Consider the following 21,939-nt stretch of genomic DNA (forward strand, 5'->3'; position numbering starts at 1 on the left):
ATCGCGATGAAACGTTTCGCAGCGTTGTACCGCAGGCTCGACCGCAGCACCGCCACCCTGGACAAGCGCGCGGCGCTGGTCGACTACTTCCGCGATGCCGATCCACGCGACGCGGCCTGGGCGCTCTGGCTGCTCAGCGGCGGCCGCATCAGCGGGGCGAAGACCAGGATCGCCGGCAACGCCGAGCTGCGCAGCTGGGTCGCGCAGGCGAGCGGGCTCGCGGACTGGCTGGTCGACGACTGCTACGACCAGGTCGGCGACCTGGCCGAAACCCTGACCCTGCTGCTGGACGCCCCCCCCGACAGCGACGACACCCCGTTGCATGTCTGGATCGAACAGCGACTGTTGCCGATCGCCGGCCAGGACGCGGAGCTGCGCCGGACCGTCATCGTCGATGCCTGGTCGCGGCTCGACGACGACCAGCGCCTGGTGTTCAACAAGCTGCTGACCGGCGCGCTGCGCGTCGGCGTCTCGCAGCGCACCGCGCAGCAGGCGCTGGCCGAGATGAGCGGCGTCGACATCGCCCTGATCGCACAGCGCATGCTCGGCCGCTGGGATCCCTCGCCGGCCTTCATGCGCGACCTGCTGTCGGCCGAGGCATTGCCCGGCGACCGCCAGCAACCCTATCCGTTCTTCCTCGCCTCGCCGCTCGAGAATGGACCGGACAGCAGCGGGCCGGACGTCCTCGGCCCCATCGCCGACTGGCAGCTGGAATGGAAGTGGGATGGCATCCGCCTGCAGCTGATCCGCCGCCATGGCGAGGTCGCGTTGTGGTCGCGCGGCGAAGAACGCCTGGACGGCCGCTTCCCGGAGATCGAGGACGCCGCGGCGCGGTTGCCGCGCGACTGCGTCATCGATGGCGAACTGCTGGCCTGGCGCGATGCGCTGCCGCTGCCGTTCACCGCCCTGCAGACGCGGATCCAGCGCCGCAAGCCGGGCAGCAAGGTGCTGGCACAAACGCCCGCGCGCGTGCTGGCCTACGACCTGCTCGAACTCGATGGCCGCGACCTGCGCGCGCTTGCACTGACGCAACGTCGCGCCTTGCTGGCTGAACTGCTGCAGGGCCTGCAGGACCAGACGACCATGCTCGGGCACGGGCGCGAGCACGAGTCCGGCCCCGCGCAACCGTCGCAGGCAGCGCGCATCGCGCTGTCGCCGGTGCTGTCCGCAGGCGACTGGACGCAGGCTGCGCAATGGCGCAGCCAAGCCCGCGAGCGCGGCGTCGAAGGCCTGATGCTCAAGCGCCTGGATTCGCGCTACCAGTCCGGCCGTCGTCGCGGCGACTGGTGGAAATGGAAGCTCGATCCGCTGACCGTCGACGCCGTGCTGATCTATGCGCAGTCCGGTCACGGCCGACGCAGCACGCTGTACACCGACTACACCTTCGCGCTGTGGGATGGCGACGCGCTGGTCCCGGTCGCCAAGGCCTACTCCGGGCTCGACGACAGCGAGATCCTGGCGCTCGACAAGTGGATCCGCGCGCACACGCTGGAGCGCTTCGGCCCGGTGCGCTCGGTCGACGCCCACCACGTGTTCGAGATCGGCTTCGAGGCGGTCAACCGGTCGGCGCGACACAAGTCCGGCATCGCGGTCCGGTTCCCGCGCATCCTGCGCTGGCGCCACGACAAGACCGCGCACGATGCCGACCAGCTGGAGACACTGCGGGCATTGGCGCGATGACGGCCGCGCGCCGCGACAACCGCCAGGCCGCCGACGAGGCAGCCGCGCCCCAGCCACGGCGCATGTTCGATGCCCCGCTGTCGGCCTGGCTCGCGACCCGCGGCTGGACGCCGCTGCCGTTCCAGCGCCAGGTCTGGAAGCGCTACCTCGCCGGCGAATCCGGACTGCTGCAGACCCCCACCGGCAGCGGCAAGACGCTGGCCGCGTTCGGGGGCCCGCTGCTGCAGGCCCTGCAGCAGCCACAGGTCGCGACCGGCAAGACGCGCAAGCCGAGCCTTCGCGTGCTCTGGATCACGCCGCTGCGTGCACTGGCTACCGACACCGCGCGCGCATTGCGCGAACCGATCGCGGCGCTGGGCATCGACTGGCAGGTCGGCATGCGCACCGGCGACGCCAGCGCGCGCGACCGCAGGCTGGCGCGCGCCGGTCGCCTCGATGTGCTGGTGACCACGCCCGAGTCGCTGGCGCTGCTGTTGTCGTATGCCGACAGCGCCGCGCATTTCGCATCCTTGCAGGCGGTCATCGTCGACGAATGGCATGAACTGCTGGGCAACAAGCGCGGCGTGCTGCTGCAACTCGGACTGGCACGCCTGCGGGCACTGGCACCCGCGCTGCGCCTGTGGGGACTGTCGGCAACGCTGGGCAACCTCGACCAGGCACGCGACGCGCTGTTGCCGCATGCACCGCAGGCGGCGATCGTCTCCGGCGTGCCGCCGCGCCGGGTCAGCGTCGAGACGCTGATCCCCGACATCGGCCAGCGCTTCCCCTGGGCCGGCCACCTCGGACTGGTGCAGTTGCAGGCGGTGATGGCGCGGCTGCTGCAGGTGCGGACCAGCCTGCTGTTCACCAATACGCGCGCGCAGGCCGAGCTGTGGTTCCGCGCCCTCGAAGCGGTCTGGCCGGAAGCGCCGGGCACGCTGGCGCTGCACCACGGTTCGCTCGACCCGGCCTTGCGCGCGCGCGCCGAGCAGGGCCTGCGCGACGGCAGCGTGCGCTGCGTCGTCGCCACGTCCAGCCTCGATCTTGGCGTCGACTTTCCCGCCGTCGACCAGGTCCTGCAGATCGGTAGCCCCAAGGGCATGGCGCGGCTGCTGCAACGGGCCGGCCGCGCGCGTCACCGGCCGGGAACCTCCGGGCACATCCTGTGCGTGCCGACGCATCTGCTGGAACTGCTCGAGTACGCCGCGGCGCGCCAGGCGTTGCGCGCGCAGCGCATCGAATCGCGACCGCCGCCGCGCGGATCGCTGGACGTGCTGTCCCAGCATTGCGTGACCCTCGCCGTCGGGGGCGGGTTCGACGCCGACAGCCTGCTGCGCGAGGTCCGCAGCACCCATGCCTTCGCGCAGCTGTCCGACGGCGACTGGCAGGCCGTGCTGGACTTCATCGTCCGCGGCGGCGCCGCGCTGTCGAGCTATCCCGACTACTGTCGCGTGGTCCAGGGCGATGACGAACGGTACCGGGTCGAGGACCGCAGGATCGCGTTCCGCCATCGCCTCAACATCGGCACCATCGCCAGCGACGGCAGCGTGTCGGTGAAGTTCCTCAAGGGCGGCGGACTGGGATCGGTGGAAGAGAACTTCATCGGCCGGCTGCGCCCCGGTGACCGCTTCCAGTTCGCCGGCCGCACGCTGGCCCTGGTGCGCCTGCAGGACATGACCGCCTATGTGCGGCTCGCACGCGGCGCAGATGGCGCAGTGCCGAAATGGCAGGGCGGACGCATGCCGCTGTCGAGCGAACTCGGGCGCGAGGTCGAACGCGTGATCGCCGGCCCGCGCGATTGTCCGGAACTGCGCACCATCGCGCCGCTGCTGGACCTTCAGGCGCAGCTGTCGGCACTGCCGCGCCCGGAGCAGTTGCTGGTCGAATGGATCCGCGTGCGCGGCGGCCGCCATCTGTTCGTCTATCCGTTCGCCGGGCGCGCCCTGCATGAAGGCCTGGCCTCGCTGATGGCCCTGCGCTGGTCGCGGCTGGCGACCAACACCTTCTCGTTCGCCATCAACGACTACGGCCTGGTGCTGTCGGCCGCGCGGGAGGGCGACGTCGACGCCGCCCTGCTCCGTCACCTGCTGTCGCCGCAGGGCCTGGTCGACGACCTGCGCGAGGGCGTCAACCTGATGGAGCTGACCCGCCGCCAGTTCCGCGAAGTCGCCCGCGTCGCCGGACTGCTGCCGCCTTCGCTGCCAGGCCGCGCGCCGCGTTCGCTGCGCCAGTTGCAGGCGTCGAGCAGCCTGCTGTTCGATGTCCTGCGCCAGCACGATCCCGGCCACCTACTGCTGGCGCAGGCCGAACGCGAAGTCTTCACCCAGCAGCTGGATCTCATCCACCTGCAGCAGGTCCTGGACGACTGCGCAGGACGCACGCTGGCATTGCATGCGTCGGCCTCGTTCACGCCGCTGTCGTTCCCGCTGTGGGCCGAGAGCATGCGTGGACAACTGAGCAGCGAGGACTGGAGTACCCGGGTCAAGCGCGCAGCCGGCCAGCTGGAAGAGCGCCATGATGGCGCAACCTCATGAGTGGAGCGCGCATGGGTGGAGCAGCATGAGTGGAGCCGCACCGCCGGGTTCGCGCGCCTGGTCCTGCGCGGGCGAAGCCGTCGAACTGTTCGCCGATCGCGCGCTCTACTGGCCGGCGCAGCGCACGCTGTACATCGCCGACCTGCACCTGGGCAAGGGCGATGTCTTCCGTCGTGCCGGCATTGCCCTGCCCAGCGGCGGCAGCGACCTCGACCTCGCGCGACTGACCCGCCTGCTGCAGCACACCGGCGCCACGCGCCTGCGCGTGCTCGGCGACTTCCTGCACGGACCGGCCTCGCCACGCAGTTGGCGCGACAGCTGGACTGCATGGCGCGCAGCGCATGCATCGCTGCGGATCGGCGTCGTCACCGGCAATCACGACCGCGCACTGGCCGGCGCCGGCCTGGCGCTGGACCTGCTGGGCGACGCCATCGATGAAGGCCCGTTCGCCTTGCGGCATGCGCCGCAGGCGCATCCCCGACTACACGTGTTGTGCGGCCATCTGCACCCGGTCGCGGCACCGGCCGGCCTGCGCCGGCACTGGCCCGCGTTCTGGCTGCATCCCGGCATGACGGTGCTGCCGGCGTTCTCGCGTTTCAGCGGCGGCTGGCGCCCGCCCGCGACGCCCGGCGCCACCGTCATGGCCTGCGTCGAAGAATCGTTGATACCGATCCCCGCGTAGGGCGGATCTGGACCCACCACACGTATCCCTCCAGCCCAACACACCGCACGCCGGGTCGAGACCCGGCCTACAGCGCCTGCAGGAATTCCGGATCCAGGCCGAGCTTGCCGAACAGGCCGTGCTGGGTGCCGGTCAACACGCGCAGCATCTGTCCGCGGCCGCCGGGCAACTTCCCCATCGGCAGGAAGGCGACATCGCGCAACTTCGCCATCGTGTCGCGTTCGGACTGGAACAACGGCGTCAGCCAGCGACTCCACATCTGGTAGATCCACACGTGCGCGCGACGCTGGCGTTGATACGCCGCCAACGCGTCGCCCAGGGCGCCGTGCTCGCCGAGCGCCTGCGTCAGCACCGCGGCATCCAGCAGCGCCATGTTGACGCCCTGCCCCAGCTGCGGGCTCATCGCATGCGCGGAATCGCCGACCAGCACCACGCGGTCGCGATGCCATTGCGGTTGCGTGGCGTCGCGATAGCGGGCGCGCGCCAGTTGTCCGGCGTCGGTGATGCCGGAGACGACAGCGCCCGCCTCCGGCCACAACTGGTGCAGTTCCGATTGCCAGGCCGCCAGGCCTGCGGCCTGCCAGGCGTCGAAGCCATCGGCGGGCAGGCTCCAGAAAAAACTCAGCCGGCGGGTGTCGTCACCCGGGCAGGTCCCCACCGGCAACAGGCCGACCATCTTGCGCGCCGCGACATAGCGCTGCCGCAGTTCGCTGAGCGCAGGCCAGTCGCCGGCAGGCAGCAGGCACCACAACGCGCCCCAGGGATAGGGTCGGTCGATCTTCGCCGGCCCCGCCGCGGCGCGCAGCCGCGATGCCGCACCATCGGCCACCACGATCAGGTCGAAGGGCCCGTGCTGCTCGCCATGCTGGTCGCGCACCTGTCCGCGCGCATGATCCACATCAACGATCTCGCGTCCCGCATGCAGCTGTTGTGCGCGCTGCGCCCAGGCCGCGTCGAGGATCGAGTACAGCGCGCCGCGCTGCAGGCCGATGCCGTACAGGCGCGCGTCCAGGCCTGCATAGCGCATGTCCATCACCGCGCGCCCGTACGGTGTATCGCCATACAGGCGGCGCACCGGCATGCCATGCCGCAACACCTGCGGCAGCAATCCCATCCGCCACAAGACCTGCAGGCCGCTGGGCTGCAGCAGAAACCCCGCGCCCACCGGACCGGGCACCGGCACGCGCTCGAACACCTCGACCGCATGCCCGGCGCGCGACAGCAGCACCGCCGCACACTGGCCGGCCGTGCCATACCCGACGATGGCGATACGCAATGCGTTCATGTCGCCTCCGATGCTTGCCCTCGACAGCAAAAACCCCGCATCCGCGGGGTTTCTGCGTTCACACCATCACCGATGGCTCAAGCGACAGGTGCGACCCCCGTCGCCTGCGCGCCCTTCGGCCCCTGGGTCACTTCGTAACTGACGCGCTGACCTTCCTGCAGGCTGCGAAAGCCCTTGGATTCGATCGCGGAGAAGTGCACGAAGACATCCGCGCTGCCGTCCTCAGGCGCGATGAATCCGAAACCCTTGGCGTCGTTGAACCATTTCACTGTGCCGTATTGCATGACTCGTCGAACCTCGTATGGATGCGTTGTGCGCCCATGGCCATGCAAGGCGGCCCGGGTCGCGACCCGAGTATGCAAAGCAAACGGCTCCCGATGCAAACCCTGCGTCAGCGCGCACCGGCCAGCAGGCGCGCGACCAGTGCCGGCACGCCTGAGGTCGCCGCCGCCACATTGGCCAGCACGTCATCCAGCGTGATGACTTCCTCGATGTCAGGACCCGCGCCCGCCGCCCAGTTGGCGATGATCGCCAGGCAGGCATAGTCGAGCCCGAACTCGCGCGCCAGGCCCGCTTCGGGCATGCCGGTCATGCCGACCAGATCGCAACCATCACGGCGCATGCGCGCGATCTCGGCGCGGGTTTCCAGGCGCGGGCCCTGGGTCGCGCCATAGCAGCCGCCATCGACGAGGACGACGCCGGCCTGCTGCGCGGCCGCCACCACGTCGCGACGCAACGACGGCGTGTAGGGATCACCGAAATCGACATGCAGCACGTCGGTGCCCGGCTCCTCGCACAGCGTCGAGATCCGTCCCCAGGTGTAATCGATCAACTGGTCCGGACAGGCCAGCACGCGCGGACCGAAGCGCTCGGTGATGCCGCCGACGGTATTGAGCGCGAGCACCCGGGTCGCACCCAGTGCCTGCAGCGCGGCCAGGTTGGCGCGGTAGTTGATGCGATGCGGCGGCACCGAATGGCCCTCACCGTGGCGCGCCAGGAACGCCACCCGGCGACCATCCAGCGTACCGATGCGCACCGGCCCGGACGGCGCGCCGTAGCGGGTCACCGGCTGGTGGGTCTCGATGTCCTGCAACTCGGCCAGGGCGTACAGGCCGGTGCCGCCGATCACGGCCAGGGAGATGTCGGTGCTCATGGGGCGTTACCTCGTGACGTGATGGGCCGGTCGGTCTCGTGGGCGCGCCGGCGGGGCTTCCGGCGTGAACGCGCGAACGCCCCCACGCACGACGGCCCCACGACGGCGCAGCCCGGGCTTACTCGCCGAGCGCGTAGATGCCCGGCAGGTTGCGGCCCTGCTCATGGAAATCCATGCCGTAGCCGAACACATAGCGGTCCGGGACTTCGACGCCGGCGTAGTCGGCTTCGATGCCGTCGACGCAACGGTCGTGCGACTTGGTCGCCAGCACGGCGACGCGGACGTCGGACGCGCCTTCGTCCTCGCACCAGTACTTGATCGCCTTCAGCGTGTGGCCTTCGTCGAGAATGTCGTCGACCAGCAGCACGCGGCGGCCGCGCATCGGCGTCGCCGGACGATGCAGCCAGGCCAGTCGCGAACCGGTGGTGTTGCCGCGATAGCGGGTGGCGTGCAGGTAGTCGAACTCCACATCGAGCCCACGCTCGCCGAGCGCGAACGACAGCTGACCCGCGAACGGCAATCCGCCATGCAGCACGGTGATGAACAACGGCGGCACCGGATCGGCGCTGTACTCGGCGACGATCTGCGCGGCCATCGCATCGATCGCGTTGTCCAGCGCCTTGCGGTCATGGATCAGCTCGGCGCTTTCGAGCACTTCGGACAGGCGTGGCACGTTCATGCGGTTTTCCCCAACTGGGTATCGAGACTGGATTGCACGGCGCCGTAGCGCGCATCGGCCAACAGGCCATCCCAGCCCATCGGGCCGCGACCGAGCAGGCCTGCGAGCGCCATGGTGTTGAGGCTGCGTCCCTGCACGGCGGCCAGCGATTCCTCGACCAGCTCGGGATGGCAGACCAGCACGACATCGCAGCCTGCATCCAGGTGCGCGTCGATGCGCGCCTTGATGCCGCCGGCGGAGAACGCCGCCGCCATGCCGATGTCGTCGGAAAACACGACCCCGCGGAACCCCATTTCCTGACGCAGGATCTCGTTGATCCAGCGCGGCGAGTAGCCGGCCGGCTCCGGCGCGACCTGCGGATAGACCACATGCGCCAGCATCACGGCATCGGCACCGGCCTCGATGCCGGCCACGAACGGCACCAGGTCATGCGCGCGGATCTCGTCTAGGCTGCGGTCGTCGACGGCGTTGTCGAAATGGGTGTCCTCGCGGACGGTGCCGTGGCCGGGGAAATGCTTCAGCGTCGCCGCCATGCCGACCGCGTGCATGCCGCGGACATAGGCGCGGGTGAATTCGGCGACGATCTGCGGGTGTTCGGAGAACGCACGGTCGCCGATCGCAAGATTGCCATGGCCGACATCAACCACCGGCGCGAAGCTCAGGTCGACGCCGGTCGCGCGGATCTCGCTGGCCATCAACCAGGCATGTTCTTCGGCCAGGGCCAGCGCCTGCTTCGGATCCTGCGCGTACAGGCGGCCGAAGCCCTCCAGCGCGGGCAGCTCGGTGAAGCCGTCGCGGAACCGCTGCACGCGGCCGCCTTCCTGGTCGACACAGATCAACTGCGGCAGGCGCGCGCTTTCGCGGATCGCAGCGCACAGCTCGGACACCTGCTGGCGGGAACTGAAATTGCGCTTGAACAGGATCACGCCTGCACAGGCATCGTGCTGCAGCCAATCGCGCTCCTGCGCGGTCAGTTCGGTACCGGCCACACCGATCACAAGCATCCGGGAATCTCCATCGGGCGCATCATTGCGCAGGCCGATATTGTCGCAGATGCTGGGTTGGGCCGATGTCGAGGCGTCGCGACCGGTTCAGCCGGGCGCGTGCGGCACGACGGGGCCGGCTTTTTAACGGGAACGCTTGCGAGGAACGCTTGCAGAGGGCTCCTTGTCACGCCCGCACCTCGGAACCTGCTCTCAGACCTTGCAGCCGTCCGGTCCGCAGTCGTCGGCGGCCGGCGGTTCGATCGCGGCCGCCTGTGCCAGGCCGGCGGCCTGGGTGATCGCCTCGGCAAAGGCTTCGGGAGACTGCGCGCCCTGCACCGCGTACTTGCCATCGATGACGAAGGTGGGCACGGCACGGATGCCGATGGCCTGTGCCTGCGCGATGCCGGCACGGACCTCGGCCAGGCCTTCGTCGCCCGCCAGCAGCCTGCGCACGCGTTCGGCCGACAGGCCGCCGGCCGCGCCCGCTACCACCAGCACCTCGGGGTCGGCCAGGTTGCGGCCCTCGGCGAAATGGGCGTGGAACAGCGCCTCACCCACCGCCTCGACGTCGCCCTCGCGCGTGGCCAGCCACATCAGCCGGTGTGCCGGCAACGTGGTGACGCGGACCTGGCCGCGATCGAAATCGAACGGCAGCCCCTCGGCACGCGCCGTCGCCTGCGTCGACGACAGGATCTGCTCGGTCCGCTCGGCACTGCCGAACTTGACCGCATAGGCCTCTCGTAGCGGCACCGGATCCGTGCCCGCCTCCGGATCGAGCTGATAAGGATGCCAGTGCACGTCGATGTCGGGCGCATTGGCGCCCAGCAAGGCAAGGCCACGCTGGAAACGGCGCTTGCCGATCCAGCACCAGGGACACACCACGTCGGACCAGATATCGATTCTCATCGGCACATGATGCGCCGGCCGCGACGCGACGCCAGCGTCAGTCGCGTTCCGCAGCGTTCCACTGCGCGTACGGCCGGCCGGCCAGCGCGAGGTTGTAGTAACGCTGGGATTGGGTCACTTCGCGACCCAGCCATGCCGGCGTCTCGAAGGCCTCGTCGGCGGCATCCAGTTCGATTTCGGCGACCACCAGCCCGGCGTTGTCGCCGAGGAATTCGTCGACCTCCCACAGGTGCGCGCCGTGGCGCACCAGGTGCCGGCGCTTCTCGACCAGTCCACCAACGCACAGGGTCAACAGTGCCTGCGCCTCGTCGACCGGCATCGGATATTCGAACTCCTGCCGGGTATGGCCGACGCTGCGCGACTTGATGTTCAGGAACGCCTGCGCGCCCTCGATGCGCACGCGCACCGAGGCCTTCTGCGCGCCGCTGTCGACCACCGCAAGGTCGTTCAGATACCCCTGCGCCATCGGCACGACGTCATGCGCGGCCTTGCGCCAGGCCTCGCCGACCACCAGGAATTTGCGTTCGATTTCAATGGGCATGGCGGCAGTGATCGGAAGGCAGAAGGAAGGCGACGTACGCAGGCGCCATCAGGCGGGTATCGCGACATGCGTGGCGTCGGCCGCCTGGCTGTCGACGTCGCCGCATGCGGTTGATTGACACATGTGCTTGATCTACTTGCCGGGCTCGAACATCGCGATCGATTCGACATGCGCCGTATGCGGGAACATGTCCATCGCACCGGCGCTGACCAGCTTCCAGCCCCGCTCGTTGACCAGGTAGCCGGCATCGCGCGCCAGCGACGCCGGGTGGCAGCTGACATAGACGATGCGCTTGAGGCCCTTCAACGGCAGCTGCTTGAGCACCACGTCCGCGCCCGAGCGCGGCGGGTCCAGCAACAGCCGATCGAAACCGGCGCGCATCCAGGCATGCCCGGACAGATCCTGCGCCAGGTCGGCGGCATGGAACTGCGCGTTGTCGAGCCCGTTGTGCGCGGCGTTTTCGCGCGCGCGCGCCACCAGCCCGGCATCGCCTTCGACGCCAACGACCTCGCGTACCGTCCGCGCCAGCGGCAGCGTGAAATTGCCCAGCCCGCAGAACAGGTCGAGCACGCGGTCGTCGGGCTGCGCATCCAGCAGGTCCAGCGCCAGCGCGATCATCTTGTCGTTGAGCCCGGCGTTGACCTGGATGAAGTCCAGCGGGCGGAAGTTGAGTTCGACGTTCCAGTGCGGCAGCGAGAACGACAGCTTCGGCGCCTCCTGGCCGGCGCCCGCAGGCCACAGCACATGCACCGAATCGACGCCGCCCGGCTGCAGGAAGATCGCGAAATCCTGTTGCTGGCCGAACGCGCTCAGGGCCGCGAGATCGGCCTCCGACAATGGATGCATGTGCCGGAACACCAGCGCGACGGTGTCGTCGCCGGCGATGAATTCGATCTGCGGCACGTGGCTGCGTGCCTCCAGTCCATCGACCAGGGCCGACAGCGCCAGGATCGCATGGCCGATGCGCGGGATCACGGTATGGCATTCGACGAGATCGGCGACGAAGCGCGGATCGCGCTCGCGGAAGCCGACCAGGGTCTTGTCCTTCTTGTCGACGCGGCGCACCGAGAAGCGGCCCTTGCGGCGGTAACCCCACGCGGCATCGGTCAGCGCCGGCAGCACCGTGCCCGGCGTGACGTGGCCGATGCGCTCGAAGTTTTCCATCAGCACGCGCTGCTTGACGACAATCTGCCTGCCATTCTCGAGATGCTGCAGCGCGCAGCCGCCGCAGGTGCCGAAATGCATGCAGCGCGCGTCGACGCGGTCTTCCGAGGCGCGCAGCACCTCGACGGCCAGGCCCTCGTCGAAACTGCGCGAACGCGCGGTCTGCTTGACCATAACCTGCTCGCCCGGCAGCGCGCCGGCGACGAAGACGGCCTTGCCGCTTTCACGGCGGCCGACGCCACGGCCATCGTGGGTCATGTCGAGGATGTCGAGGGCGAACGGGGTCTGGTCGATGCGGTTGGATCTGGCCACGTGGCGACGGCTGCGTGCTTTGGGGCCGCCTATTGTCGCAGATGCGCCGGGCCGGGCGCTCCACCCGGCCCGTGTCCGCCATGGCAGGCCGCCACCATGGGACCGGCGCGGGCTTACGGGCGAGCGGGCCGGCCTCCCACCCCATGCCCGCACCGTCAGCGCTGCGGCGACGGCGCGGGGTCGTGGCGCGATTACTTCTGCTTCCAGCTGCCGCCCTGCTGGTACCACCAGCCCGCGCGGGCGCTGGCGATCCACTGGCGCGCGAAGACGTCGCGGATCTGGGTTTCCCATTCGGGATGGCCGTTGGCGACCGCGATCTCGCGATAGACCGCATTGCGGTCACGGTTGTCGTCGGCGACCGCGGCATTGACCGCCACGCGGTCCTTGATCGCCAGCACCGAGGCGTCGCGCACGACCACCAGTCCGTCGCCACCGAAACCGAGCGCACCGGAATCGAAATGCGGGCGCAGGCTGCTGTTGAAGCGCGACTCCATGCGCGACTGGATCGCCTGGATCGCCGGCGTCTTGATGGTGATGTCGGGCTGGCTCTGCGCCTGCGCGGTGCCGATGCCCAGCAGCATCAGCGGATCGAAGCGCAGCGAGGCCATGCCGCCCGGCGAAGGATTGTCGGCAGGCTTGGTCGCCGGTGCCGGCGTGGACGGCTGCGCCTGGTCGCCGATGACGTTCTCGACGAACTCGCGCGCGGCTTCCTTGGCTTCGGCCGCCGGGAAGTACACGTTGATGGTGACGCAGGCGGTGAGCGCCAGCACCAGGGCGATCGGCATGCCCATCCAGTGACGCGACACCCCCCGGCGCAACGAAGGCCGCGAGGCATGGCGTGAACGCGAGGCGTGGCGTGAAGTGGTCGTGTTCATGGCGATCCTGTGTCAGGAGGGGACGTTCGTTCGATCGGAGAACTTTCGGGAATCTCTGGACGGTCTTTCGCAGGTCTTTCTATCAGCTTGCATTGGATTGCATCGCATGGCGTTCCATCGGGTAGCGACCGGGTCAATCGATCACCGGCGCGACCTCGCCGCCGGCCACCGCCGCAAGACGCTCCAGCAACGTCGGCCAATCCACGTCGCGATTGAATCCGACCACGTTGAGCCGCGGAATCCCGGCACCATGCACGATAGTAAAGCCCTGGCCCGCTGAATGCAGGCCCGACATCCGGCAGACTTCGTTGAGCAGCCGGCAACCGATGCCGATCTGGCGATAGCCGAAGTCATCGAACAGGCCGATCAGCTGTCCCTGCAGGCTGGTCACGAACGAGGCATCGCCGACGCTGGAGATGTTCTGCACTGCGCGCTGGCTGATGCGCTGGCGGGTGCCTCGCCTGCGTTCGGTCTGCAGGCGCGCATCGAAGGCGGTCGCCTTCCAGTCGACCAGCCGCAGCGCGTCGATACGGCCATCGAGACGCCCACTGATGCTGCCGAAATCGAAGACTTCCGTGATCGCCAGCAGGTCGAGGTCATGCAGCACGACGTCCGACGACAGCGTCGGCGCGACACCGAAAGGACGCTCCATCGACAGCGCGCTGACGTCGACGCGGCCGTCGAACACCTGCATCGACAGGCCGCCATCGAAGTCCAGCCGGTCGTTGGCGTAACGCGCGCTCGGGATGCTGCCGCTGAGGCTGCCCCGGAAGGCCGGCCAGTCGAGCGCCTTCGCCAGCGCGCCGACATCGAGTTCATCCAGGTGCAGGCCGAACTCCATCTGCAATCCCTCGCCATCATGGGGCGGGCGCAGCGTCATCGGATCGAAGCGCACCTCGCCGTCCAGCATCGCGATCGCAACCGGCTCGCGCAGGCGCAGCACCCCCTGCTCGCTGCGCAGCAGCCACTGCGCCGGACCGAAATCCAGTCCGTACAGGGCCCCGCCCCGCCAACGCAGCGCGCTGTCGATCGGAGTGCGGGTACCAGCAACGGTGGCAGCCAGGAAGCGCAGGTCGCCATCGATGCCGTCGAACGCGAACCGCGCCTGCGGGTCGCGCAGGTGCACCTGCTGCAGGCGGGCATCGAGGCGTTGCAGCCCGGTCGCCGCGATGTCGACATCGGCCGACAGCGCACCGCCGAGGTCGAGACCGGTCAGGCCGGCCAGGCCCAGCCAGCCCGACAGGTAGCGCTCGCCCACCGATGCCAGCGCATCGCTGCGGACCGAGACCGACAGCGCTTGCAGGCCGGCATCTGCATCCAGTGCCGCGCTGCCTTCGACACCGAGGGCATCGCCATCGCGCCAGTGCAGTCGCGGCACCTGCCAGCCCTCGTCGCCGGACTGTCGTGCGTCGACGGCAAACGCGACCGGCGTTGGCGGCAACGCCACATAGGCATTGCCGAACAACAGTTCGCCGCCGCGCAGGTTGCCCGAGACGGCGACCAGCAGGCTGTCGCCGGGCATGCGCAGGTCCACCTGCACACTGCCTCCGAGATCGCCGACCGCGACACTGCCATCGCTGGTTTCAAGCCCCGCGCCCGCGAGCGTCAGGTCCGCATCGATCTGCAATGGACGCCGGGTCGGCACGGCAACGACGACGCTGCCGTCCAGCGTACCGGCCGTCAGGCGCGCGGCCGGCCAGGCCTGGGCCAGCAGCGCCTGTGTCCATGCCAGCGGCACCTTGCGCAGGTCGAACCGGGTGTCGTCGGGTGCGGCCGCATTCCGCTCCAGTTGCAGCGTCGCCCCACCCTGGCGCAACTCGGCGCGGGTGACCGCCGTCGAGATGTCCACGGCCAATCGCATCGGCGTGCCACCGGCCGCGCGCAACGGACCGTCGCATTGCCAACCGCCCTGCGCATCCCGCAGCAGCGGACATTGCCAGTCGAGATTGCGGAATGCATAGCCGAGCGAAGGTGCCTGCACCTGCGCCGCCTGCAGCCGCAGCACGCCATGTTCGGCGCCCGCCGGCCAGGCCAGTTGCACGACCACCCCGTCGAGCCGCGCGACCGCCATGTCGATGCGCCGGATGCGCGCCGTCGCTGTACGCCGAGGTAGTGGATCGGCCGCCGACGCCACCGGAAGACCTGCTGCAGCGGATGCGGGACGCAGCGCCTGGGGCTGCGCATTCGCATGCGCATCCGTGCGTGCATTCATGCGCGCATCCGCGGGGCCCGCCACCAGCAGGCCGTACGCAAACAGTACCGACGCCAGCAGGCCGGACTTCGGCAGACCCGACGTCGGCAGGCCTGACGTCAGCAGGCCTGCTGCCAGCGTGGCCATGCGCCAGGGCGGCGGGAGTAAGATCGGGCCGGACATGACCGCAAGCATAGCTTCGCGACAGGGAGTCGAGGATGAAGCCCGTACTGCTGCTCGTCGAGGACGATCCGACCAGCCATGCGTTCCTGAAGGCCGCGACCGAGGCCCTCGCAGTCGACGTCGATGGCGCGGTCTCGATGCAGGCCGCCCTCGCGCTGGCAGGCGATGGCCGGTACGCCGCCTGGCTGATCGACGCCCACCTGCCCGACGGCTCCGGGATCGCGCTGCTGCAGCGGCTGCGCGCGCTCGGCCTGCCGACACCCGCCCTGGCCCACACCGCCGCCCGCGAGCCTGCCGACCTGCAACGCCTGCGAGACGCTGGCTTCGACGCCGCGGTCGCCAAGCCGCTGTCGGCGACGGACTGGCAGGCGGCCGTGTCCCGCTTGCTGGAGGGGCAGGCTGGCGACCCGGGCCGCGCACAAATGCAGGCCGACGACCCGGCGCCCATGACCGAGGTACTCCCCTCATCCGAACCACCGGTCTGGGACGACGCCGCGGCGCTGCTGGCACTGAAGGGGCACCCGTCCCACGTCGACGCGCTGCGGGGGCTGTTCCTGGCCGAGTTGCCGGGGCTGCTCGAGCAGATCACGCAGGCCGGCGCGCACCACCCGCCGGAGGTCGCCAGGAGCGCGCTGCACAAGCTGTCGGCCAGTTGCGGCTTTGTCGGTGCACGCAGGCTCGGCGCGACCATCCCCGCCTTGCAGGCCTTCCCTGACTCGGATCGCGCGCGCGAGGCCCTGTCGCGCGCAGCACACGACACCCTTGCCGAAGGCCTGCCCGCTCAGGGCACGCCGTCGCCGTCCTGATCCGCGGCATCCTGCGCGGCGAGGGTGCGCGAAACCTCGCCTGTCCCGGCGATCGAGGGTGCAGCAACAGCCGAGGGTGCCGCAGCAGATGACATGGCTGGCGGAGGCGCGGCTGGCGGCGATGGTGGCGTCGAAAGCCGGCTCAGGCCGTCGACCAGTTCCCAGGACTTCAGGCCGCGACCGCCCAGATGGTGGACCAGCACGCTGCGCATCGCCCGGCGCAGTCCAGCCATGTCCTCGTCGCCGGGCATGGTGTCGGCGCCCAGCGCCAGCAACGCACGGCCGCTGGCCATGTCGCTGCCGCGTCCGCTGCGCTGCCCGGCGGCACGCACGCCCAGCAGGCGACGCGCGCCCTGCTCGGGATCGAGCCGATAGTGCGCCTCGGGATCGATGTCGAGACCGTCGCCATCGATGCTGAAATCGAAACCGAACCCCAGTTCCTCGAGCAGGTCGCGCTCGAAACGACGCAACGTCCATGCCAGCGGCGCCTGCGCGCGCAGGCGTTCGCGCACGCGCGCGTAGACGTCGTACAGGCCAGGATGGGGGTCCTGGCGCGGCGCGAGCCGCGTCAGCAGTTCATTGACGTAGAAGCCGGCCAGCATCGACTGCCCGACCAGCAGCGGCGCCGCATCCAGCGCTTCGGCGGCCCCCAGTTGCGCCAGCTCTCCGCGCTGCACGGCATCGAAACGGATGTGCTGCAAGGGCTGCAGCGCGGCACGCAGCACGTGGCGTTTCGGGCCCTGCACACCGCGCGCGACCAGGCCGAGGCGGCCGTGCGTCTGGCTCAACACCTCGACCAGCAGGCTGGTCTCCCGCCAGGCCCGGGCATGCAGCACGTACGCGTGCTCACCCGAGTAGCGCATGCTCAGTCGGAATAGCCCAGTGTCCGCAACGCGGATTCGTCATCGGACCAGCCATCGCGCACGCGCACCCAGGTCTGCAGGAACACCTTGTTGTCGAACAGGCGCTCCATCTGCATGCGCGCCTTGCTGCCGATATCGCGCAGGCGCACGCCACCCTTGCCGATGACGATCGCCTTCTGGCCTTCGCGCTCGACCCAGATCACCGCGCCGATGCGCAGCATCACGCCACCCTTCGGCGACGGCTCCTCGACGAACGATTCGATCTCCACCGTGGTCGCGTACGGCAACTCCGCGCCGAGCTGGCGCATCAACTGCTCGCGCACCAGTTCGCCGGCCAGAAAGCGCTGGCTCTTGTCGGTGATCTCGTCCTCGCCATACAGCGCCGGTTGCGCCGGCAGCAGGGGCAGCAGCGTCTCGACCAGGTCTTCCAGTCCCTTGCGCTTGAGCGCCGATACCGGATGCACCGACACGAAATCGCGACCTTCGGCGACCTGCTGCAGGTACGGCAGCAGAGTGCTCTTGTCCTTGATGCGATCGACCTGGTTCACCGCCAGCACGACCGGCACGCCGGCCTCGCGCAGCGCCTCGAACGCATAGCCGTCCTCGTCGTCCCAGCGCCCGGCCTCGACCACCAGCACGGCGGCGTCGATGCCTTCCAGTGCACCGCGCGCGGCGCGGTTCATCATGCGGTTCATCGCCTTCTTCTGCTCGCGGTGCAGTCCCGGGGTATCGACCAGCAGCAGCTGGCCTTCCGGGAACGTCGCGATCCCCAGCAGGCGATGGCGCGTGGTCTGCGGGCGATTGGAGACGATGCTGATCTTGGCACCGACCAGGGCATTGACCAGCGTGGACTTGCCGACGTTGGGTCGGCCGATGACGGCGACGTGGCCGGCACGGAACGATGTTGACGCGTGAGGGGTCTCGGACATGCGGGAATTGTAGCCGCTGCGCAGCGCCGGCACCTGCACGGGACCTGCCTGCGCCCACCAGCAGCGGATCCAGGCCCGGCACAATGCCTGCCACGGCCGTTCCGGCGGATCCATCCTCTGGATCGCGCGCGTGACCTGCGCCCCGGTGAAAGCCTCGCCTTCTTCGGGCCGGCCTGACGTCTAGCGGCCCGCGTACGTCTCCGCGATCAGCGTCAACGCCGCGTCCGCGGCCTGCTGCTCGGCAGCGCGGCGCGATCCACCGACGCCCTCGGCGGTCAGTACCGGCTCGGCCAGGCTGCAGCGCACCAGGAACTGCTTGGCATGCTCCTCGCCGCTTTCCGACAGCAACTCGTAACCCGGCAACGGGAACTGGCGGGCCTGCAGCCATTCCTGCAGACGCGTCTTGGCATCCTTGCCGACCTTGGTCGCTGGCACCGCCTCGACGGCCTCGGCAAACCACGGCAGCACGACGCTGCGGCAGGTGTCGAAACCGGCATCGAGATAGATCGCGGCGATGATCGCCTCCAGCGCGTCCGACAGGATCGAATCGCGACGGTGTCCGCCGGACTTCATTTCACCCGGACCGAGCGTCAGGCGATCACCGACCTCCAGCCGTCGCGCGACCTCGGCCAGCGAGGATTCGCGCACAAGTTCGGCGCGTGCGCGGGTCAGCGCACCTTCGTCGGCATTGGGCCAGCGCGCGTACAGCGCCTCGGCGACGATGACGCCGAGCAGCGCATCGCCCAGGAATTCCAGGCGTTCGTTGTGCGGGGCGCCCGCGCTGCGATGGGTCAGGGCCTGCGCGAGCAGCCCGGGACGCGAGAACGGGTGACCGGCGAAACGATCGCCGTGGCGATCAAATGCCGTCGCCACTGCGGGTCAGCGTCTGGCTGGTGTCGAACTTGCCGACGACGTCCAGGTTGAACACCAGTGGCGTGCGGACTTCGTAGCTGACCTTCATCAGCCAACCCTCGCCATCGCGCTCGATCTTGACGTTGTCCTTCTTGACGCTGTCCGAGTAATCCACGTTGAGGCGACGGAAGAACAGGTCCTGGATGCGCGCGGGGCTGGCATTGGCGATCCCCGGCTCGCTGGCCAGTCCCTTCAGCGCCGACTTCACGCTGTAGAACTCGGAGTACATCGGGAACAGCTTCATGACGATGTAGGCCGAGAAGCCCAGCACCGACATGACGATGATGAAACTGATCAGGGTCAGGCCGCGCTGCTCGCGGCGCGTTGCCCGGCGCATGTTGCCGATACGGTTCACGCTCATTTCAAAGCCCCCTTCGGTGTGATGGCCAGGACCCGACCCTGCCCTGCCGCGCATGGTCGCACGGCGCGGGCCCGTGGGCCATGCGGGCGGCTACTCGATGCTGCTGCCGATGCGGCGCCAGTCGACCCAGCCCGGGGCCGAGGTATCCCAGTTCATCCAGACCAGGAAGGCCTTGCCGCGCAGCTGCGTCTCCGGCAGCACGCCCCAGAACCGGCCGTCGTCGCTGCGGTCGCGGTTGTCGCCCATGACGAAATAATGCCCTTCCGGCACCTGCCACTCGCCCTGGCCGGGGTCGCGCGCACCGATGCTCTCGATCTCCAGGACCTGGTGGCTGCGTCCGGGCATCTGCTCCTCGATCAGCGTCGCGCCGTCCATCTCGCGGCCACGGCCCTGCCCGACATAGTTGGAGACCGGCACATAGGTGAAGGGCTCGCCGTTCACGTAGACCTGGTTGTCGCGATAGGCCACGGTGTCGCCCGGCAGGCCGATCACGCGCTTGATCCAGTCCTGGTCGGGATGGTGCGGCGGGCGGAACACCACGACGTCGCCGCGCGCGGGCTCACCGAGCTCGATGACCTTCTTGTTGTTGATCGGCAGGCGGATGCCGTAGGCGAACTTGTTGACCAGGATGAAATCGCCGATCAGCAGCGTCGGCATCATCGAGCTCGACGGGATCCGGAACGGCTCGGCGACGAAGCTGCGCAACACCAGCACCACCGCCAGCACCGGGAAGAACGCGCGCGCGTAGTCGACCGCCCACGGCTCGCCATCGTCGAGCAGGCCGGCGGAGCGGGCGCGCTTCTTGGCGAATACCAGCCGGTCGAGCAGCCAGGTGATGCCGGTGACGAAGGTCAGGACGACCAGGGCGATTTCAAACCATTTCATGTGCGTTCCTTCGAAACGGGATTGGGGGTCGGGGCTGGAGTTCGCGGCCTCCCGGGCAGCCGGCGGGATCCCCACCGTTGCCCGTCGCGGATCGGCAACCCCATCGCCCGGTTACTTGTTGTCCACCTGCAGGACGGCAAGGAAGGCTTCCTGTGGAATCTCCACGCGCCCGACCTGCTTCATCCGCTTCTTGCCTTCCTTCTGTTTCTCGAGCAGCTTCTTCTTGCGCGAGATGTCGCCGCCGTAGCACTTGGCCAGCACGTTCTTGCGCATCGCCTTGACCGTGGTGCGGGCGATGACCTGCGAGCCGATCGCGGCCTGGATCGCGACGTCGAACTGCTGGCGCGGGATCAGCTCTTTCATCTTCTCGGTCAGTTCGCGACCACGACGATCGGCGTGCTGGCGGTGCACGATCAGTGATAGCGCATCGACCTTGTCGCCGTTGATCAGGGTGTCGATGCGCACGAACGGACCCGCGTCGAAGCGCAGGAAGTGGTAATCCAGCGAGGCGTAGCCGCGCGAGACCGACTTCAGGCGGTCGAAGAAATCGAGCACCACTTCGGCCATCGGCAGCTCGTAGCTGATCTGGACCTGCGACCCCATGTAGTTGATGCCGACCTGGCTGCCGCGCTTCTCCTCGCACAACGTGATGACGTTGCCGACGTAGTCGGGCGGGGTCAGGATGTTGGCGCGGATGATCGGTTCGCGGATCTCCTCGACCAGGTTCGACTGCGGCAGCTTGGCCGGGTTGTCGAGCGTCAGGATGCTGCCGTCGGTCTTGAGCACTTCATAGACCACCGTCGGCGCGGTGCTGATGAGGTTGAGGTTGTACTCGCGCTCCAGCCGCTCCTGCACGATCTCCATGTGCAGCATGCCGAGGAAGCCGCAACGGAAACCAAAGCCCATCGCCTCTGAGCTCTCCGGCTCGAAACGCAGCGCGGCATCGTTGAGGCGCAGCTTGTCCAATGCCTCGCGCAGGTCCGGATAATCCTCGGCATCGACCGGGAACAGGCCCGCGAACACGCGCGGCTGCATTTCCTGGAAGCCGGGCAGCGGCTTGCTGGCGGGATCGGACGCCAGCGTCAGCGTGTCGCCGACCGGAGCGCCGTGCACGTCCTTGATGCTGGCGTTGATCCAGCCCACCTCGCCGGCACGCAGGGCTTCAAGCACCTTGCGCTTCGGGGTGAACACGCCGACTTGGTCGACCTGGTGCGTGCGTCCGGTCGACATCACCAGGATCTTGCTGCCGGGCTTGATCTCGCCCTGCATGACGCGCACCAGCGAGACCACGCCGAGGTAGTTGTCGAACCACGAATCGATGATCAGCGCCTGCAGCTTGTCGGTATCGCGCGGCACCGGCGGCGGGATGCGCTTGACGATCGCTTCGAGCACGTCGCCGACATTGAGGCCGGTCTTGGCGCTGATCGCCACCGCGTCCTCGGCATCGATGCCGATGACCGCTTCGATCTCGGCCTTGGCGCGCTCGATGTCGGCGGTCGGCAGGTCGATCTTGTTGAGCACCGGTACCACTTCGAGACCCTGCTCGACCGCGGTGTAGCAGTTGGCGACCGATTGCGCCTCGACGCCTTGCGCCGCATCGACGACCAGCAGCGCGCCTTCGCAGGCTGCCAGCGACCGGCTGACTTCATAGCTGAAGTCGACGTGGCCGGGCGTGTCGATGAAGTTCAGGTGGTAGGTCTGCCCATCCTTGGCCACATAGGGCAGCGATACCGACTGCGCCTTGATGGTGATGCCGCGCTCGCGCTCGATCGGATTCGAGTCGAGCACCTGCGCCTCCATCTCGCGGGCCTGGAGCCCGCCGCAGAGCTGGATGATGCGATCGGCCAGGGTCGACTTGCCGTGGTCGACGTGGGCGATGATGGAGAAATTGCGGATGTTCCGCATCGGATCAGAGGTCATGGGCCGGCGGCGGGGCCGTCGTCAGGGTAACGGGAGATTATCGCACAGCATGAGGCCCGCCCCTCTGCAGAGGCGGGCCCCGTCGTCAGCCGTCGCCGATGGGCGACCGCCGC

20 protein-coding genes are annotated in these 21,939 nt (G+C 68.8%); 4 read left to right on the forward strand and 16 right to left on the reverse strand.

Going from position 1 to position 21,939, the window contains the following annotated elements; all coding sequences use genetic code 11:
- Window positions 1-6: 6 nt before the first annotated feature.
- The 3 genes from ACYX7E_RS16460 to pdeM all read left to right on the forward strand — a co-directional run bounded on the left by ACYX7E_RS16460 (window position 7) and on the right by pdeM (window position 4,875).
- On the forward strand, window positions 7-1,680 hold the full coding sequence (locus ACYX7E_RS16460) for an ATP-dependent DNA ligase (protein WP_462081687.1): 1,674 nt from the start codon (window positions 7-9) through the stop codon (window positions 1,678-1,680).
- Window positions 1,681-1,742: 62 nt separating this feature from the next.
- The gene (locus tag ACYX7E_RS16465) at window positions 1,743-4,193 is read left to right on the forward strand and encodes a ligase-associated DNA damage response DEXH box helicase (protein WP_462081754.1); all 2,451 of its coding nucleotides are present in this window, start codon (window positions 1,743-1,745) and stop codon (window positions 4,191-4,193) included.
- A 25-nt stretch (window positions 4,194-4,218) separates the two neighbouring features.
- Window positions 4,219-4,875, forward strand: coding sequence for a ligase-associated DNA damage response endonuclease PdeM (pdeM, locus tag ACYX7E_RS16470; protein WP_462081688.1), 657 nt, complete (start codon window positions 4,219-4,221; stop codon window positions 4,873-4,875).
- A 67-nt stretch (window positions 4,876-4,942) separates the two neighbouring features.
- On the opposite strand, the gene ACYX7E_RS16475 is transcribed toward pdeM, so the two are convergent.
- The 10 genes from ACYX7E_RS16475 to ACYX7E_RS16520 all read right to left on the reverse strand — a co-directional run bounded on the left by ACYX7E_RS16475 (window position 4,943) and on the right by ACYX7E_RS16520 (window position 15,114).
- On the reverse strand, window positions 4,943-6,160 hold the full coding sequence (locus ACYX7E_RS16475; protein WP_462081689.1) for an FAD-dependent oxidoreductase: 1,218 nt from the start codon (window positions 6,158-6,160) through the stop codon (window positions 4,943-4,945).
- Window positions 6,161-6,237: 77 nt separating this feature from the next.
- On the reverse strand, window positions 6,238-6,444 hold the full coding sequence (locus ACYX7E_RS16480) for a cold-shock protein (protein ID WP_462081690.1): 207 nt from the start codon (window positions 6,442-6,444) through the stop codon (window positions 6,238-6,240).
- 107 nt (window positions 6,445-6,551) lie between these two features.
- A complete protein-coding gene (locus ACYX7E_RS16485; RefSeq protein WP_462081691.1) occupies window positions 6,552-7,313 on the reverse strand; it encodes an S-methyl-5'-thioinosine phosphorylase in 762 nt (253 codons plus the stop codon).
- A gap of 118 nt (window positions 7,314-7,431) precedes the next feature.
- Entirely contained in the window at window positions 7,432-7,992 is a 561-nt protein-coding gene (locus ACYX7E_RS16490; protein WP_462081692.1) for a hypoxanthine-guanine phosphoribosyltransferase, read from the reverse strand.
- Window positions 7,989-8,996 (reverse strand): beta-N-acetylhexosaminidase, encoded by a 1,008-nt coding sequence (nagZ, locus tag ACYX7E_RS16495; RefSeq protein ID WP_462081693.1) that lies wholly within the window; start codon window positions 8,994-8,996, stop codon window positions 7,989-7,991. The genes ACYX7E_RS16490 and nagZ overlap by 4 nt, the downstream gene beginning before the upstream one ends.
- 192 nt (window positions 8,997-9,188) lie before the next feature.
- Window positions 9,189-9,884 (reverse strand): DsbA family oxidoreductase, encoded by a 696-nt coding sequence (locus ACYX7E_RS16500; RefSeq protein ID WP_462081694.1) that lies wholly within the window; start codon window positions 9,882-9,884, stop codon window positions 9,189-9,191.
- A 37-nt stretch (window positions 9,885-9,921) separates the two neighbouring features.
- The gene (locus ACYX7E_RS16505; RefSeq protein WP_462081695.1) at window positions 9,922-10,425 is read right to left on the reverse strand and encodes a CYTH domain-containing protein; all 504 of its coding nucleotides are present in this window, start codon (window positions 10,423-10,425) and stop codon (window positions 9,922-9,924) included.
- Window positions 10,426-10,557: 132 nt separating this feature from the next.
- Entirely contained in the window at window positions 10,558-11,901 is a 1,344-nt protein-coding gene (gene rlmD / locus ACYX7E_RS16510; protein WP_462081696.1) for a 23S rRNA (uracil(1939)-C(5))-methyltransferase RlmD, read from the reverse strand.
- Between the two features lie 191 nt (window positions 11,902-12,092).
- Complete coding sequence (locus ACYX7E_RS16515) at window positions 12,093-12,776, reverse strand: YdbL family probable chaperone protein (protein WP_462081697.1); 684 nt, start codon at window positions 12,774-12,776, stop codon at window positions 12,093-12,095.
- Window positions 12,777-12,909: 133 nt separating this feature from the next.
- The gene (locus ACYX7E_RS16520) at window positions 12,910-15,114 is read right to left on the reverse strand and encodes a translocation/assembly module TamB domain-containing protein (RefSeq protein ID WP_462081698.1); all 2,205 of its coding nucleotides are present in this window, start codon (window positions 15,112-15,114) and stop codon (window positions 12,910-12,912) included.
- 71 nt (window positions 15,115-15,185) lie between these two features.
- Between ACYX7E_RS16520 and ACYX7E_RS16525 the strand changes: the two genes are divergently transcribed.
- Entirely contained in the window at window positions 15,186-15,956 is a 771-nt protein-coding gene (locus tag ACYX7E_RS16525) for a response regulator transcription factor (RefSeq protein ID WP_462081699.1), read from the forward strand.
- On the opposite strand, the gene recO is transcribed toward ACYX7E_RS16525, so the two are convergent.
- The 6 genes from recO to lepA form a co-directional block, all read right to left on the reverse strand.
- Window positions 15,932-16,819 carry a DNA repair protein RecO gene (gene recO, locus ACYX7E_RS16530; protein WP_462081700.1) on the reverse strand — a complete coding sequence of 296 codons (888 nt, stop codon included), beginning with the start codon at window positions 16,817-16,819 and terminating at the stop codon, window positions 15,932-15,934. The two genes, ACYX7E_RS16525 and recO, sit on opposite strands and share 25 nt — an antisense overlap.
- A gap of 2 nt (window positions 16,820-16,821) precedes the next feature.
- A complete protein-coding gene (era, locus tag ACYX7E_RS16535; RefSeq protein ID WP_462081701.1) occupies window positions 16,822-17,748 on the reverse strand; it encodes a GTPase Era in 927 nt (308 codons plus the stop codon).
- 180 nt (window positions 17,749-17,928) lie between these two features.
- A complete protein-coding gene (gene rnc, locus ACYX7E_RS16540; protein ID WP_462081702.1) occupies window positions 17,929-18,621 on the reverse strand; it encodes a ribonuclease III in 693 nt (230 codons plus the stop codon).
- On the reverse strand, window positions 18,605-19,021 hold the full coding sequence (locus tag ACYX7E_RS16545; RefSeq protein WP_462081703.1) for a DUF4845 domain-containing protein: 417 nt from the start codon (window positions 19,019-19,021) through the stop codon (window positions 18,605-18,607). Before ACYX7E_RS16545 ends, rnc begins: the two co-directional genes overlap by 17 nt.
- Window positions 19,022-19,111: 90 nt before the next feature.
- Window positions 19,112-19,906 (reverse strand): signal peptidase I, encoded by a 795-nt coding sequence (gene lepB, locus ACYX7E_RS16550; RefSeq protein ID WP_462081704.1) that lies wholly within the window; start codon window positions 19,904-19,906, stop codon window positions 19,112-19,114.
- A 111-nt stretch (window positions 19,907-20,017) separates the two neighbouring features.
- Window positions 20,018-21,811 carry a translation elongation factor 4 gene (gene lepA / locus ACYX7E_RS16555; protein WP_462081755.1) on the reverse strand — a complete coding sequence of 598 codons (1,794 nt, stop codon included), beginning with the start codon at window positions 21,809-21,811 and terminating at the stop codon, window positions 20,018-20,020.
- Between the last annotated feature and the right edge of the window lie 128 nt (window positions 21,812-21,939).

This window comes from Luteimonas sp. RIT-PG2_3 (assembly GCF_054902115.1).

Coding starts and splice junctions, on each gene's coding strand:
- ACYX7E_RS16460 (WP_462081687.1), top strand. CDS start 7: ATGAAACGTTTCGCAGCGTTGTACCGCAGGCTCGACCGCAGCACCGCC.
- ACYX7E_RS16465 (WP_462081754.1), top strand. CDS start 1,743: ATGTTCGATGCCCCGCTGTCGGCCTGGCTCGCGACCCGCGGCTGGACG.
- pdeM (WP_462081688.1), top strand. CDS start 4,219: ATGAGTGGAGCCGCACCGCCGGGTTCGCGCGCCTGGTCCTGCGCGGGC.
- ACYX7E_RS16475 (WP_462081689.1), bottom strand. CDS start 6,160: ATGAACGCATTGCGTATCGCCATCGTCGGGTATGGCACGGCCGGCCAG.
- ACYX7E_RS16480 (WP_462081690.1), bottom strand. CDS start 6,444: ATGCAATACGGCACAGTGAAATGGTTCAACGACGCCAAGGGTTTCGGA.
- ACYX7E_RS16485 (WP_462081691.1), bottom strand. CDS start 7,313: ATGAGCACCGACATCTCCCTGGCCGTGATCGGCGGCACCGGCCTGTAC.
- ACYX7E_RS16490 (WP_462081692.1), bottom strand. CDS start 7,992: ATGAACGTGCCACGCCTGTCCGAAGTGCTCGAAAGCGCCGAGCTGATC.
- nagZ (WP_462081693.1), bottom strand. CDS start 8,996: ATGCTTGTGATCGGTGTGGCCGGTACCGAACTGACCGCGCAGGAGCGC.
- ACYX7E_RS16500 (WP_462081694.1), bottom strand. CDS start 9,884: ATGAGAATCGATATCTGGTCCGACGTGGTGTGTCCCTGGTGCTGGATC.
- ACYX7E_RS16505 (WP_462081695.1), bottom strand. CDS start 10,425: ATGCCCATTGAAATCGAACGCAAATTCCTGGTGGTCGGCGAGGCCTGG.
- ACYX7E_RS16515 (WP_462081697.1), bottom strand. CDS start 12,776: ATGAACACGACCACTTCACGCCACGCCTCGCGTTCACGCCATGCCTCG.
- ACYX7E_RS16520 (WP_462081698.1), bottom strand. CDS start 15,114: ATGGCCACGCTGGCAGCAGGCCTGCTGACGTCAGGCCTGCCGACGTCG.
- ACYX7E_RS16525 (WP_462081699.1), top strand. CDS start 15,186: ATGAAGCCCGTACTGCTGCTCGTCGAGGACGATCCGACCAGCCATGCG.
- recO (WP_462081700.1), bottom strand. CDS start 16,819: ATGCGCTACTCGGGTGAGCACGCGTACGTGCTGCATGCCCGGGCCTGG.
- era (WP_462081701.1), bottom strand. CDS start 17,748: ATGTCCGAGACCCCTCACGCGTCAACATCGTTCCGTGCCGGCCACGTC.
- ACYX7E_RS16545 (WP_462081703.1), bottom strand. CDS start 19,021: ATGAGCGTGAACCGTATCGGCAACATGCGCCGGGCAACGCGCCGCGAG.
- lepB (WP_462081704.1), bottom strand. CDS start 19,906: ATGAAATGGTTTGAAATCGCCCTGGTCGTCCTGACCTTCGTCACCGGC.
- lepA (WP_462081755.1), bottom strand. CDS start 21,811: ATGCGGAACATCCGCAATTTCTCCATCATCGCCCACGTCGACCACGGC.